This window comes from Caballeronia sp. SL2Y3 (assembly GCF_022879575.1).
GTDB lineage: Bacteria > Pseudomonadota > Gammaproteobacteria > Burkholderiales > Burkholderiaceae > Caballeronia.
Map to the genome: position 1 here is coordinate 891935 of NZ_CP084260.1, position 13197 is coordinate 905131.

Annotated in this window: 13 protein-coding genes; 4 read left to right on the plus strand and 9 right to left on the minus strand. The window is 65.6% G+C overall.

What is annotated here, in order from left to right:
• Positions 1 to 8: 8 nt before the first annotated feature.
• From rlmH to upp, 7 genes are all read right to left on the minus strand, one after another.
• Positions 9 to 479 (minus strand): 23S rRNA (pseudouridine(1915)-N(3))-methyltransferase RlmH, encoded by a 471-nt coding sequence (gene rlmH / locus LDZ26_RS04210; protein ID WP_244848300.1) that lies wholly within the window; start codon positions 477 to 479, stop codon positions 9 to 11.
• Between the two features lie 14 nt (positions 480 to 493).
• Positions 494 to 946 carry a ribosome silencing factor gene (gene rsfS / locus LDZ26_RS04215; protein WP_244848301.1) on the minus strand — a complete coding sequence of 151 codons (453 nt, stop codon included), beginning with the start codon at positions 944 to 946 and terminating at the stop codon, positions 494 to 496.
• Between the two features lie 13 nt (positions 947 to 959).
• Positions 960 to 1658, minus strand: a complete 699-nt coding sequence (locus LDZ26_RS04220) for a nicotinate-nucleotide adenylyltransferase (protein ID WP_244848302.1) — start codon at positions 1656 to 1658, stop codon at positions 960 to 962.
• The gene (gene hemF / locus LDZ26_RS04225) at positions 1649 to 2608 is read right to left on the minus strand and encodes an oxygen-dependent coproporphyrinogen oxidase (protein WP_244848303.1); all 960 of its coding nucleotides are present in this window, start codon (positions 2606 to 2608) and stop codon (positions 1649 to 1651) included. The genes LDZ26_RS04220 and hemF overlap by 10 nt, the downstream gene beginning before the upstream one ends.
• A gap of 111 nt (positions 2609 to 2719) precedes the next feature.
• The gene (purD, locus tag LDZ26_RS04230; protein ID WP_244848304.1) at positions 2720 to 4009 is read right to left on the minus strand and encodes a phosphoribosylamine--glycine ligase; all 1290 of its coding nucleotides are present in this window, start codon (positions 4007 to 4009) and stop codon (positions 2720 to 2722) included.
• 198 nt (positions 4010 to 4207) lie between these two features.
• Complete coding sequence (locus tag LDZ26_RS04235) at positions 4208 to 4936, minus strand: YebC/PmpR family DNA-binding transcriptional regulator (RefSeq protein WP_206467882.1); 729 nt, start codon at positions 4934 to 4936, stop codon at positions 4208 to 4210.
• A gap of 300 nt (positions 4937 to 5236) precedes the next feature.
• Complete coding sequence (gene upp / locus LDZ26_RS04240) at positions 5237 to 5890, minus strand: uracil phosphoribosyltransferase (protein WP_175939928.1); 654 nt, start codon at positions 5888 to 5890, stop codon at positions 5237 to 5239.
• A 279-nt stretch (positions 5891 to 6169) separates the two neighbouring features.
• Here upp and LDZ26_RS04245 point away from each other — a divergent pair, with 279 nt between their 5' ends.
• Genes LDZ26_RS04245 through kdpE form a run of 4 tightly spaced genes read left to right on the plus strand, consistent with a single transcriptional unit; the run spans position 6170 to position 9127 of the window.
• Positions 6170 to 6949 (plus strand): SDR family oxidoreductase, encoded by a 780-nt coding sequence (locus LDZ26_RS04245; protein ID WP_206467884.1) that lies wholly within the window; start codon positions 6170 to 6172, stop codon positions 6947 to 6949.
• A 33-nt stretch (positions 6950 to 6982) separates the two neighbouring features.
• Positions 6983 to 7372, plus strand: a complete 390-nt coding sequence (locus LDZ26_RS04250) for a methylglyoxal synthase (protein ID WP_244848305.1) — start codon at positions 6983 to 6985, stop codon at positions 7370 to 7372.
• A 32-nt stretch (positions 7373 to 7404) separates the two neighbouring features.
• A complete protein-coding gene (locus LDZ26_RS04255) occupies positions 7405 to 8379 on the plus strand; it encodes a quinone oxidoreductase (RefSeq protein ID WP_244848306.1) in 975 nt (324 codons plus the stop codon).
• Between the two features lie 49 nt (positions 8380 to 8428).
• Positions 8429 to 9127, plus strand: a complete 699-nt coding sequence (gene kdpE, locus LDZ26_RS04260) for a two-component system response regulator KdpE (RefSeq protein WP_244848307.1) — start codon at positions 8429 to 8431, stop codon at positions 9125 to 9127.
• 6 nt (positions 9128 to 9133) lie between these two features.
• On the opposite strand, the gene LDZ26_RS04265 is transcribed toward kdpE, so the two are convergent.
• Together LDZ26_RS04265 and LDZ26_RS04270 are read right to left on the minus strand one after the other, a co-directional pair.
• Positions 9134 to 9793, minus strand: a complete 660-nt coding sequence (locus LDZ26_RS04265) for an SDR family oxidoreductase (RefSeq protein ID WP_244848308.1) — start codon at positions 9791 to 9793, stop codon at positions 9134 to 9136.
• 68 nt (positions 9794 to 9861) lie between these two features.
• A complete protein-coding gene (locus LDZ26_RS04270; protein WP_244848309.1) occupies positions 9862 to 13197 on the minus strand; it encodes an efflux RND transporter permease subunit in 3336 nt (1111 codons plus the stop codon).

Below are 13197 nucleotides of genomic sequence, written 5' to 3' on the forward strand. Positions count from 1 at the left end.
GCCCGGACTCACGCGCGATGGTAGGGATGATTCTGCGTGATGCTCCACGCGCGGTAAAGCTGTTCGGCCAGCAGCACGCGAACCATGCCGTGAGGCAGCGTGAGGCTGGAGACGCGCAACATCAGTTCGGCGCGCGCCTTCACTTCGGGCGCGAGGCCGTCCGCGCCGCCAATCACGAACGCGACATCGCGCCCGTCCTGCTGCCAGCCGGGCAGGGCGTTCGCGAGTTGCATCGTGGTCCAGTCGCGGCCGCGTTCGTCGAGCGCGACCACGCGCGTGTTCTTCGGCAAGGCGGCTTCAATTCGCTGCCGCTCGGCAGTCATCACGCTCTCGGCATTGCGTCCGGACGAGCGTTGCTCGGGCTTGATTTCCTTGAGTTCGATGCGCAGCTCGGGCGGCATGCGCTTCGCGTACTCGTCGAACCCGCTTTCGATCCAGTCGGGCATCTTGTGTCCGACGGCCAGGATATAGAGCTTCATGAAGGCGCGAGCCTTCAGGCCTGCTTGCGCGCGGTCTTGCGCGCCGGGCGTTTCACCGCGGGCGCGTCTTCTTCGTCTTCGTCCTCGTCGTCGGTCACGCTCGCGCCGCCGAACATGTTCGGCTTTTGCAGCTTCACGCGCACGGGCTTGTCGCCCCAGACTTCCTCGAGGTTGTAGTACTGGCGCAGCGCCGGTTGCAGGATATGAACGACCGCGTCGCCGCAGTCGACCAGCACCCATTCGCCGATCTCTTCGCCTTCCGTGCTGATGATGTCGCCACCCGCTTCCTTGACCTTTTCGCGCACGCTGTTCGCAAGCGCCTTGGTCTGCCGGTTCGACGTCCCGCTCGCCACGACCACGCGGTCGAACAGCGACGTCAGGTGGCTCGTGTTGAACACCTTGATGTCTTGCGCCTTGACGTCTTCCAGACCGTCGATGATCGCGCGTTGCAGCTTTTGAAGTTCCATGGTTGCTGTGTCTTTACCGTGTCCGGTACAGGTGATGTTGAACAATATAGTCCCATACGGCGGAAGGGACCTGAGCGCGCAGTTCGCGCGTGCCGTCTTGCGCGCGAGCGTGCTCGCGGATCGCCGTGGCGGAGACGTCGATGGACAGTGATTCGTCGATCAGCACATGACCGCACGGACTCGCGCAGAGCACGTCCGCCGACGCGCGGCGCGCGGCCACTTCCTTCGCGACTTCTTCGGGCAGCACGCGCATATCGAAGCCCGGCCGCGCCTCGACGCAAATGTGCGCGTAGTCGAAGAGCCGCTTCCAGTCGTGCCATGAATCGAGCTTCACCAGCTGATCGGCGCCGATCAGAAGCGAAAGCGACGCCCCCGCGCCTTCGCGCTCGCGCCACTGAGCGAGCGTGTCGACGGTGTAAGTGGGGCCGTCGCGCTCGATTTCATCGGTCGCGACGGTAATTTTCGTGCCGCCGAAATCGAGCGATTGCGCCGCCGCGCGCGTCATCGCCAGCCGATGATGCGGCGCCGAGACGCCCGCCTTCTGCCACGGCTGGCCGGCCGGCAGCAGCACGAGTTCGGTCAGTTGCAAAAGTGCGGCGAAGCGCCGGGCGAGCGCGAGATGTCCGTTGTGAATCGGATCGAACGTGCCGCCGAGCAGGCCGACGCGCTTCTCGCACGGCGCGCCCGGAGTGGCGGCGGAGATCACAGCCATTCGCGGCGCACCAGAAAGTCCCGGTACAGCCGCGCTTCCGGCGTGCCGGGCTCCGGTTGCCAGTCGTAGCGCCAGTTCGCGACCGGCGGCATCGACATGAGAATGGACTCGGTGCGGCCGCCGCTCTGCAGACCGAAATGCGTGCCGCGATCGAAGACGAGATTGAATTCGACGTAGCGCCCGCGCCGGTAGGCCTGAAAATCGCGCTCGCGCTCGGTGTACGGCGTGTCGCGCCGCCGCTCGATGATCGGCAGATACGCGTCCAGAAACGCATCGCCGACGCTTTGCATCATCGCGAAGGAACGCTCGAAGCCGGGCTCGGAGAAATCATCGAAAAAGATCCCGCCGATGCCGCGCTGTTCGTTCCGATGCTTCAGGGTGAAGTACTCGTCGCACCACGTCTTGAAGCGCGGGTACAAGTCCGCGCCGAAGGGTTGCAGCGCTTCCCGGCATACGCGATGAAAATGCACCGCGTCTTCCTCGTAACCGTAGATGGGCGTGAGGTCCATGCCGCCGCCGAACCAGAAGATCGGCGCTTCGCCGGGCGCAACGGCCGTCAGCATGCGCACGTTCATGTGCACGGTCGGGCAGTGCGGATTGCGCGGATGCATGACGAGCGAGACGCCGAGCGCCTCGAAGCCGCGGCCTGCCAGCTGCGGACGCGCCGCGCTGGCCGAAGGCGGCAGGGCGTCGCCCGCGACGTCCGAGAAACCGATGCCGGCCCGCTCGAAAAACCCGCCGCCTTCGAGAATGCGCGTCACGCCGCCGCCGCGCAGATGCGCGCCCGGCTCGCGGGTCCAGGCGTCGGTGGCGAAGGGCGTGCCGTCGAACGCGCCGAGCGTGTCGGCGATGCGCGTTTGCAGGCCCGTCAGATAGTCGCGCACCGCCGCGATATCGTGCGATGCGTCTCTTTGTGCCTCGCGGTCCGCGCTGCGTTTCGGTTCACTCATCGATGGATGCACTGCGCCAGCCGGCTGGCGCGAAAGTCGTGGTTCTCTTCAAAACGCGCTGCCGAACACTAGGTCCGGCAGCGCGGGTTCGGCGAAGCGGAAAACTCCGCGTCAGCCGTGGCGGTCGGCCTGTTTGCGGCTCACCGCCCGGTAACCGATGTCCCGGCGATACTGCATGCCGTCGAACGAGATCTGATTGACTGTATCGTAGACCACGGATTGCGCGCCGCGAACCGAATCCGCCAGCCCGACGACGCACAGCACGCGTCCGCCCGAGGTCGTCAGCTTGCCGTCAGCCAGCGTCGTGCCCGCGTGGAACGTCACGGCGTTGTCCGTTTCGGCCGGAATGCCGTTGATGCGGTCGCCCTTGCGCGGCGCGTCCGGGTAATTGTGCGCGGCCAGCACCACGCCGAGCGCCGTGCGGCGATCCCACTCCAGTTCCGCGCCGTCGAGCTTGCCGTCAATGGCCATTTCCACGACCTTCGAGAAGTCGCCCTTCAGGCGCGCCATGATCGGCTGCGTTTCCGGGTCGCCCATTCGGCAGTTGAATTCGAGCGTCTTCGGATTGCCGTTCGCGTCGATCATCAGGCCCGCATACAGAAAGCCGGTATAGCGGATGCCTTCGTTTTCCATGCCGCGCACCGTCGGCAGGATGATTTCGCGCATCACGCGGGCATGCAGTTGCGGCGTGACGATAGGCGCGGGCGAATACGCGCCCATGCCGCCGGTGTTCGGGCCCTTGTCGCCGTCGAGCAGGCGCTTGTGGTCCTGGCTGGAGGCGAGCGGCAGCACGTGCTTGCCGTCCACCATCACGATGAAGCTGGCTTCCTCGCCGGTCAGGAACTCTTCGATGACCACGCGCGCGCCCGCATCGCCGAACTGGTTGTCGGCGAGCATCGAATCGACGGCGGCGTGCGCTTCTTCGGCGCTCATCGCGACGACCACGCCCTTGCCGGCGGCGAGTCCGTCCGCTTTCACGACGATCGGCGCGCCTTTCGCGTCGATGTAGGCGTGCGCGGCGGCGGCGTCCGTGAAGGTCTCGTACTCGGCCGTCGGAATGTTGTGGCGCTTCATGAACGCCTTCGCGAAGTCTTTCGAGCTTTCGAGCTGCGCGGCTTCCCTGGTCGGCCCGAAGATCTTCAGCCCGCGCGAGCGGAACAGATTCACGATGCCCGCGGCCAGCGGCGTTTCCGGACCCACGACGGTCAGCGAAACGTGCTCCTTCTCGACGAAATCGGCGAGCGCGGCCGGGTCCGTTATATCGACGTTGCGCAGGCGCTCGTCCTGCGCGGTGCCGCCGTTGCCGGGCGCCACATAGACGATCTGCACGCGCGGCGACTGCGCGAGCTTCCATGCCAGTGCATGTTCCCGACCGCCCGAACCGACGACGAGTAACTTCATTTGAATCCCCGAAAAGCTTGAATGAAAACTGTGGCCGCGCACGCGTACGCGCCTGGTTGCGGCGCGGTCAGAGCGGTCGAAAGGCGGCTCGCGCGGACATCGGCTGCGTCACGCGCCTTTCAATCGTCGAAGCCAAGCGAAAGCCGTTCCAGTCGCGGCGCGGCGAAACCACCCGGCGCGGCGGCTGCCTGCTCCTCGTTACTCGTCGTTGATTGCGGCGTTCGTATAGACTTCCTGCACGTCGTCGAGATTTTCCAGCGCGTCGAGCAGCTTTTGCATTTTCACTGCGTCGTCGCCGCTGAATTCGACTTCCGTCTGCGGCTTCATGGTGACTTCGGCGAGTTCGGCCTTGAAGCCCGCGGCTTCCAGCGCGTCCTTCACCTTCTGGAAGTCGTTCGGCGGGCAGAGCACTTCGATACTGCCGTCCTCGTTCGTCACGACGTCGTCGGCGCCTGCTTCGAGGGCCGCGTCCATCAGCTTGTCTTCGGGCGTGCCCGGCGCGAACAGGAACTGGCCGACGTGGTCGAACATGAACGACACCGAGCCGTCCGTGCCCATGTTGCCGCCGAACTTCGAGAATGCGTGGCGCACTTCCGCGACCGTGCGCGTGCGGTTGTCCGTCATCGTGTCGACGATGATCGCCGCGCCGCCGATGCCGTAGCCTTCGTAGCGGATTTCTTCGTAGTTCGCGCCATCGACGCCGCCGACACCGCGCTGGATCGCGCGATTGACGTTGTCCTTCGGCATGTTCGCGTCGTAGGCCTTGTCGACGGCGAGCCGCAGGCGCGGATTCGAGTCAATGTCGCCGCCGCCCATGCGGGCCGCGACCTGGATTTCCTTGATGAGGCGCGTCCAGATCTTGCCTTTCTTCGCGTCGGCCGCTGCTTTCTTATGCTTGATGTTGGCCCATTTCGAATGACCCGCCATTACCTTTCTCCGTCGCGCGCCGCGTGAATTCGTGCGCCTAGTGTGCTGTGATGCGTGATTATCGACCGGCCTGCGCGCTGCCTCGTTGAGTGCTTGCGAGCGGCTGCCGGGTCCGTCCGGCGACGCGGCGCAATGCTGGTACGCGCGTCGATTCCGGATCGGAAACAGACCAAAATTTTAGCATGGCGCAACGCCCGGACAGCGGCGTGCGCGCCGGCCGGCCGCTAAAACGAAACCGCCGCGCGGTGCGCGGCGGTCGGGCGGCGGTCAGGCGGCGGTCAGGGCAAAACGGACGAGCGGTCAGTTCTTCGTGCCGAAGAGGCGGTCGCCGGCATCGCCGAGACCGGGGACGATATACGCATGCTCGTTCAGATGCGAATCGAGCGACGCCACATAGAGCTTCACGTTCGGATGCGCGTCCTGGAACACCTTTACGCCCTCGGGCGCGGCGACCAGCGCCACGAAAATGATGTTCTCGTCCTGCACGTTGCGCCGCTTCATCACGTCGACGGCGTGCACGGCGGAGTAACCGGTCGCGACCATCGGATCGCAGAGAATGAACACGCGCTCCTCCAGATCGGGCGGCAGGCGCACGAGATACTCCACCGGCCGATGATCGTCCGCGCGATACACGCCGATATGCCCGACCCGCGCCGACGGCACCAGGTCGAGCAGGCCGTCCGACATGCCGATGCCCGCGCGCAGCACCGGCACGATCGCGAGCTTCTTGCCGGCGATCACGGGCGCGTCGATTTCCACGAGCGGCGTTTCCACGCGCTTGGTCGTCAACGGCAGGTTGCGCGTGATTTCATAGCCCATCAGCAGCGTGATTTCCCGCAGCAACTCGCGGAACGTGCGCGTCGACGTGTCCTTGTCCCGCATGTGCGTGAGCTTGTGCTGGATCAGCGGGTGATTGAGGATGAAGAGATTGGGAAAGCGGCTGTCTTGTTTCATGGGTCTCGCGCAATGCGCGTCCTGCTCGGGTGATGGTCCTGCCGTGGGCGGTCGCGCGCGGCGCGCTTTTCGGAGAGCGCCGGGCCGACAGTGGCGACAGTTTACCGAAAAGGCCGCCATGACCTAAGAATAATCGCCCTCGATGCGGCCATGCGAGCGCCGACGTTGCCGCCCCGATTCTTCTAGAATGCGCGAGAGGGTTTCGACGCGTGCAACGATGCCACGCTGCCACGCTTGGAACCGATTCGAACACTAAACGACGGTCATGGAGGACGGACGATGGATATGGGAATCGCAGGGCGCACCGCGCTCGTGTGCGCGGCAAGCAAAGGACTCGGGCGCGGCTGCGCGGAGGCGCTGGCCGCCGAGGGCGTGAATCTCGTCATCACGGCGCGCACGGCCGAGACGCTCGAAGCGACGGCGGCGAGCATCCGCGCGCAATACGGCGTGAACGTGCAGGCCGTCGCGTGCGACATCACGACGCCCGAAGGCCACAACGCCGCGCTCGCGGCCTGTCCGCAGCCGGACATTCTCGTGAACAACGCGGGCGGCCCGCCGCCGGGCGACTTCCGCAACTTCACGCATGACATGTGGATCAAGGCGCTCGAAGCGAACATGCTGACGCCGATCGAACTCATCAAGCGGACGATCGACGGCATGATCGATCGCGGTTTCGGGCGCATCGTCAATATCACGAGTTCGTCGGTGAAGGCGCCTATCGACGTGCTCGGGCTGTCGAACGGCGCGCGTTCGGGGCTCACGGGCTTCGTCGCGGGCGTGGCGCGCAAGGTCGCGGCCACCGGCGTCACCATCAACAATCTGCTGCCGGGCACGTTCGACACCGACCGCGTCGCCGTCACCTTCGAGGCGCAGGCGAAGGCGCAGAACATCTCCATCGAAGAGGCGCGCGCGCGCCGCGCGCAGAGTCTTCCGGCCGGGCGCTTCGGCAATCCGGACGAGTTCGGGCGGACCTGCGCGTTTCTTTGCAGCGTCCATGCCGGCTATATCATCGGCCAGAACATATTGATCGACGGCGGCGCTTATCCTGGCACCTACTGACCGGCGACACGACAAGAGGGGAGAAGGCAGCAGATGAGCACACGCGTCGCGCTGATTGCGCACGACATGAAAAAGGACGACATCGTCGCGCTCGCGGGCGAGTACGTCGACACATTGGCGCAATGCCAGTTGGTCGCGACCGGCACCACGGGCGCGCGCATCGCAGCGGCGCACGGGCTGGACGTCGAACGCAAGCTGTCCGGCCCGCATGGCGGCGACTTGCAGATCGGCGGCGAACTGGCGGAAGGGCGCGTCGACGTGGTGATCTTTCTGCGCGATCCGATGACGCCGCAGCCGCACGAGCCCGACATCAACGCGCTGGTGCGCGCCTGCGACGTGCATAACGTGCCGTGCGCGACCAACGTGTCGACCGCGCGCATGATCCTCGACGAGTTGCGCGCCCGGCTCACGCGGGCGCGCTGAAGCATCCACGAAACGAAGGAGACGTTCGAGCGATGACCAAGGCAATCCGATTCGACAAACCCGGCGGCCCCGAAGTCATGAAATGGGTCGATGTGAACGTGGGCGAGCCGGGCAAGGGCGAGATCCGCGTGAAGCATCATGCGGTGGGGCTCAACTTCATCGACGTGTATTTTCGCACCGGCCTCTATCCGATGCCGCTGCCCGGCGGCCTCGGCATGGAAGGCGCGGGCGAAGTCACGGCGGTAGGCGAAGGCGTCACGCAATTCAAGCCGGGCGATCGCGTGGCGTATGCGTCGCGTCCGCCGGGCGCCTACGCGGAAGAACGCGTGATGGCGGCGGATTACGTCGTCAAGCTGCCGGATGCGATCGGCTACGAAGATGCCGCGTCCATCATGCTGCAAGGGCTGACGGCGCAATATCTTCTGCGCCGCACGTACCCCGTGAAAGCGGGCGACACCGTGCTGATCCATGCGGCGGCGGGCGGCGTCGGCATGCTCGCGTGCCAGTGGGCGAAGGCGCTCGGCGCGACGGTCATCGGCACGGTCGGATCGGACGAAAAGGCGGCGCTGGCGAAAGAGCACGGCTGCGATCATCCGATCGTCTACACCCGCGAGAATTTCACGCAACGCGTGCGCGAGATCACGAACGGCGCGGGCGTGCCGGTGGTCTACGATTCGATCGGCAAGGACACCTATGTGGGCTCGCTCGATTGCCTCGCGCCGCTCGGTCTTTTCGTGAGCTTCGGCAATTCGTCGGGGCCGCTGCCGCCGATCGATTCGTCCGAACTCGCCGGGCGCGGCTCGCTCTTCTTCACGCGTCCGACGCTCTTCAGCTATATCGCGAAGCGCAGCGATCTCGACACGATGGCCGCCGACCTGTTCGATATGGTGTCGTCGGGCAAGGTCAAGACCAACGTGCGGCAGCGCCATCCGCTCGCGGACGCGGCGCGCGCCCACGAAGAACTCGAAGCGCGCAAGACGACCGGCTCGACCATACTTTTGCCCTGAGCGCGAGGATGCCGCGCAGCCGGCTCGACTCCATAACCCATAACAAACGATGAGCGAGCCGTCCTTTACCGTCGTCCTGATCGAAGACGAAAAGCAGATCCGGCGCTTCGTGCGCGTGTCGCTCGAAGCGCAGCAGATGACCGTGTTCGAAGCCGAAACCGGCCAGCAAGGGCTGATCGCGGCGGCCACGCGCAAGCCCGATCTCGTGATCGTGGATCTCGGCTTGCCCGATACCGATGGCATCGACGTGATCCGCGAATTGCGTAGCTGGACCGAAGTGCCGGTGATCGTGCTCTCGGCGCGCACGCAGGAAGAGGAGAAAGTCGCCGCGCTCGATGCCGGCGCGGACGATTATCTGACCAAGCCCTTCGGCGTCTCGGAACTGATGGCGCGTATCCGCGCGCATCTGCGGCGGCGCAATCAGACTGCGGCGAGCGAAACGCCCGTGGTCAGCTTCGGCGATGTCACGGTCGATCTGGCGCTACGGCGCGTCACGCGAAACGGCGAGAGCGTGCATCTGACGCCGATCGAATACCGCCTGCTCGCGACGCTCGTGCGCGACGCGGGGCGCGTGCTGACGCACAGGCATTTGCTGCGCGAAGTGTGGGGGCCGTCGCATGTCGAGAGTCCGCATTACCTGCGCATCTACATGGCGCATCTGCGGCAGAAGCTCGAACGGGACGCCGCGCAGCCGGAGCATATCGTCACGGAAACGGGCGTCGGCTACCGGCTCGCCGGCGCAAACTGAAGGCGCTTACGCGGTAGCGGCAGCGGGCGCATCGAGCGCATCGTCGATAGGCACGTCGCCGCCGACGAAGCCGATCGTGCGATTCGTCACGCCGAGCAGCAGGCAGCGCATCGCCACTTCCGCGACGTCTTCGCGCGACACCGCCGGCATCTGTTCGACGCGTTCGTCGGCGAGCGCGATCGTCCCGCGCCCCGGCGCATCCGAAAGCGGCCCCGGCCGCAGGATCGCGTACGGCACGCCGCGGCGGGCGACGTAATCGTCGGCTTCGCGCTTCATGCGTGAGTAGTGGCGCAGCGCGAGCGGACTGCGCTGCGGCTGATACGCCGACAACGCGCTCACCACAACCAGTTGCCGCACGCGGCGGCGCTTCGCGTAATCGGCGGTGCGCATCACGGCGTCGCGGTCGATGTCGCGTTCCTCGCTCACGCCTTCCGATTCCGCCGAACCCGCCGCATAGACGACGTGCGTGATGTCGTCCAGCGCATGCGAGAAGTCGTGTGTCAGATCGCCGAGCACGATCTCCGCGCCGAGCGCGGCGAACTCGCTCTTGTGCGCGGACTTGCGCAACAGCGCGCGAAAGGGAATGCCTTCTTCATGCAAACGCCGCGCGAGATGGCGGCCCGTGCGGCCGTGCGCGCCGATCAGCAGGACTTTCATCGCCTTCATTCGAGACGCTCCTTGCGTGGACGGTCAGAACACCGTAGGCCATTTTCGCGGCCCATGCCAGCGTAACTTCATTCGACCGCGCTTGCAGGACTCGCGCCGCCCTTGCGACGCGCCCGCCGCGCTTCCCCGCGCAAGCGGATGCGGTCCATGTACAGATAGACGACAGGCGTGGTGTAGAGCGTCAGCATCTGACTCACGATCAGGCCGCCGACAATCGCGATGCCGAGCGGCGCGCGCATCTCCGAGCCTTCGCCCGTGCCGAACGCGAGCGGCAGCGCGCCGAGCAGGGCGGCGGCGGTCGTCATCATGATCGGGCGAAAGCGCAGCAGGCACGCTTCCTCGATCGCATCGCGCGAGCTCTTCGCGCCTTGGCGCGTCGCTTCGATCGCGAAGTCCACCATCATGATCGCGTTCTTCTTCACGATGCCGATCAGCAGAATGACCGCGATCAGCGCGATGATGCTGAACTCCGTGTGAAAGAGCAGCAGCGCGAGCAGCGCACCGATGCCGGCGGACGGCAGCGTCGAAAGAATGGTGATCGGGTGGATGTAGCTCTCGTACAGGATGCCGAGCACGATATACACCGCCGCGAGCGCCGCGAGAATGAGCAGCGGCTGGTCGTTGAGCGATTGCTGGAATGCCTGCGCCGTGCCCTGAAAGCTGCCGTGAATGGTCGGCGGCACGCCCAGCTCGGCCATCGTTTCGTAGATCGCGGCGGTGGCTTCCGAGAGCGACTTGCCCGGCGGCAAGTTGAACGAAATGGTCGAGGCGACGAACTGGCTCTGATGATTTACCGAAAGCGGCGTGTTGCCCGGCCCGAACTTCGCGATGGACGATAGCGGGACCATCGTTTCCTTCGACGTGGACACCGCCGCGCCCGACGACGATCCCGACTTGCCGCTCGCCGCAATGGCGTTGGTCGCGGAATTGCGCACGGATTCGAGCGCGAGCGCGGCGGTGGTGTCGGCCGTGCTGGTCGACGATCCGCCCGCGCCGGTCGAACCCGTCGCGGATGTGGATGCCGTGCTCGTCGCGCTGGATGTGCTCGTGGAATTGGTCGATGCCGCGCCGCTCGCCGTGCCGCCCGACGTGCTGATGTAGATCTGCTTCAGCATTTCCGGGTCTTGCCAGTACTTCGGCGCGACTTCCATGACGACGTGATACTGCGACAGCGGGTTGTAGATGGTCGAGACCTGCCGCTGGCCGAACGCGTCGTAGAGCGTGTTGTCGATCTGCGCGGGCTTGATGTTCAGACGTGCAGCGGTCGCGCGGTCGAACGTCACCATCGCTTCGAGGCCGCCTTGCTGCTGATCCGAATTCACGTCGGTCAACTCGGGGCGGTGTTGCAGCGCCTCGGTGATCTTCGGCGCCCATGTGTACAGGTCCGAGGTCGTGTCCGAGAGCAACGTGAACTGATACTGCGCGTTCGACTGCCGGCCGCCCACGCGAATGTCCTGCACCGCCTGAAGGAACGTGCGCGCCCCCGCGACACTGGCGAGCGGGCGGCGCAGGCGGTTGATAACCTGGTCCGCCGAAACCTTGCGCTCGCTCTTCGGCTTGAGCGAAATGAACATGAAGCCCGAATTGGTCGAACGTCCGCCCGTGAAACCCGCGACGCTATCCACGGCGGGATCGGCTTCGACGATCCGCATCATCTCCGAGAACTTGACCTTCATCGCCTGAAACGACGTGCTCTGGTCCGCCTGAATGCCGCCGATGATGCGCCCCGTGTCCTGCTGCGGGAAGAAACCCTTCGGCACGATCACGTACAGATAAAAGTTGAGGCCGATGGTCGCGAGCAAAATCAGCAGGATAGTGCGCGGATGCCCGAGCGCCCAGCCGAGCGTGCGCGCGTAACCGCGCTGCATGCGCTCGAATTGCCGTTCGAGCCAGCGCGCGACGCGTCCTTCCTCGCGCTTTTCGTGCGTTTCTTCGAGCAGGCGCGAGCACATCATCGGCGTGACGGTGAGCGACACGACGAGCGACACCGCGATGGCGAGCGAGAGCGTCAGCGCAAATTCGCGGAACAGCCGCCCGACGATGCCGCCCATCAGCAGGATCGGCAGGAACACGGCCACGAGCGACACGCTGATGGACAGCACCGTGAAGCCGACTTCCCGCGCGCCGATGATCGCGGCCTGCATGCGCGGCACGCCTTTTTCGACATGCCGCGCGATGTTTTCGAGGACGACGATGGCGTCGTCGACCACGAAGCCCGTCGCGATGGTGAGCGCCATCAGCGAGAGATTGTCGAGCGAGAAGCCGAGCAGGTACATCGCCGCGAACGTGCCGATGATCGAGATCGGCACCGCGACGCTCGGTATCAGCGTCGCGCGCCAGTTGCGCAGGAACAGGAACACGACCATCACGACGAGCGCGACCGCTATCACGAGCGTGAGCTCGGTGTCGTGCAGCGACGAGCGGATGGTGGTCGAGCGGTCGGCGGTCGGCGTGATCTCGACGTCGGCGGGCAGGGCGGCCTGCAGTTGCGGCACCATCGCCTTCACGCGATCGATCGTCTCGATGATGTTCGCGCCCGGCTGCCGGTACAGAATGACGAGCACCGCGTGCTTGTTGTTGATGAGGCCGAGATTGCGCAGGTCCTCGACCGAATCGACCACTTCGCCGACGTCCGAGAGCTTCACCGCCGAGCCGTTGCGATACGCGATCACGAGGTCCTTGTATTGCGCGGCCTTGCTCGCCTGATCGTTGGTGTAGAGCTGGACGTGCGTGCCCTGAAACTCGATCGCGCCTTTCGGGCTGTTCGCGTTCGCCGACGCGAGCGCCGCCCGCACGTCCTCCAGCCCGATGCCGTAGTGAAAGAGCGCGCCCGGCTCCAGTTCCACGCGCACCGCCGGATTCGCCGAGCCGCTCACGTCGACTTCGCCGACGCCCGGCACCGTCGAAAGCGTCTGTTGCAAGACGGTTGCGGCGGAATCGTAGAGCGAGCCCGCCGTGCGCGTGGGCGACGACAGCGCGAGCACGAGAATCGGCGCGTCGGCGGGATTGACCTTGTGGTACGTCGGATTGCTGCGCAGCGACGTCGGCAGATCGGCGCGGGCGGCGTTGATCGCGGCTTGCACGTCGCGCGCGGCGCCGTCGATATCGCGGTTCAGGCCGAATTGCAGCGTGATGCGCGTGCTGCCGACCGAACTCATCGACGTCATTTCGCTCACGTCCGCGATGCTGCCCAGATGCCGCTCCAGCGGACTCGCGACGCTCGTCGCCACGGTCTCCGGGCTCGCGCCCGGCAGCGACGCCTGCACCGAGATGGTCGGGAAATCGACCTGCGGCAGCGGCGCGACCGGCAGCTTCACGAACGCGAACATGCCGGCGAGCGCGATGCCGACGGCCAGCAGCGTCGTCGCCACAGGCCGGTCGATGAAAAGGCGCGACAGGTTCAT

What these genes read in the sequence shown, in the direction of transcription:
- rlmH (WP_244848300.1), bottom strand. Translation starts at nt 479, where the DNA reads ATGAAGCTCTATATCCTGGCCGTCGGACACAAGATGCCCGACTGGATC.
- rsfS (WP_244848301.1), bottom strand. Translation starts at nt 946, where the DNA reads ATGGAACTTCAAAAGCTGCAACGCGCGATCATCGACGGTCTGGAAGAC.
- LDZ26_RS04220 (WP_244848302.1), bottom strand. Translation starts at nt 1,658, where the DNA reads ATGGCTGTGATCTCCGCCGCCACTCCGGGCGCGCCGTGCGAGAAGCGC.
- hemF (WP_244848303.1), bottom strand. Translation starts at nt 2,608, where the DNA reads ATGAGTGAACCGAAACGCAGCGCGGACCGCGAGGCACAAAGAGACGCA.
- purD (WP_244848304.1), bottom strand. Translation starts at nt 4,009, where the DNA reads ATGAAGTTACTCGTCGTCGGTTCGGGCGGTCGGGAACATGCACTGGCA.
- LDZ26_RS04235 (WP_206467882.1), bottom strand. Translation starts at nt 4,936, where the DNA reads ATGGCGGGTCATTCGAAATGGGCCAACATCAAGCATAAGAAAGCAGCG.
- upp (WP_175939928.1), bottom strand. Translation starts at nt 5,890, where the DNA reads ATGAAACAAGACAGCCGCTTTCCCAATCTCTTCATCCTCAATCACCCG.
- LDZ26_RS04245 (WP_206467884.1), top strand. Translation starts at nt 6,170, where the DNA reads ATGGATATGGGAATCGCAGGGCGCACCGCGCTCGTGTGCGCGGCAAGC.
- LDZ26_RS04250 (WP_244848305.1), top strand. Translation starts at nt 6,983, where the DNA reads ATGAGCACACGCGTCGCGCTGATTGCGCACGACATGAAAAAGGACGAC.
- LDZ26_RS04255 (WP_244848306.1), top strand. Translation starts at nt 7,405, where the DNA reads ATGACCAAGGCAATCCGATTCGACAAACCCGGCGGCCCCGAAGTCATG.
- kdpE (WP_244848307.1), top strand. Translation starts at nt 8,429, where the DNA reads ATGAGCGAGCCGTCCTTTACCGTCGTCCTGATCGAAGACGAAAAGCAG.
- LDZ26_RS04265 (WP_244848308.1), bottom strand. Translation starts at nt 9,793, where the DNA reads ATGAAGGCGATGAAAGTCCTGCTGATCGGCGCGCACGGCCGCACGGGC.
- LDZ26_RS04270 (WP_244848309.1), bottom strand. Translation starts at nt 13,197, where the DNA reads ATGAACCTGTCGCGCCTTTTCATCGACCGGCCTGTGGCGACGACGCTG.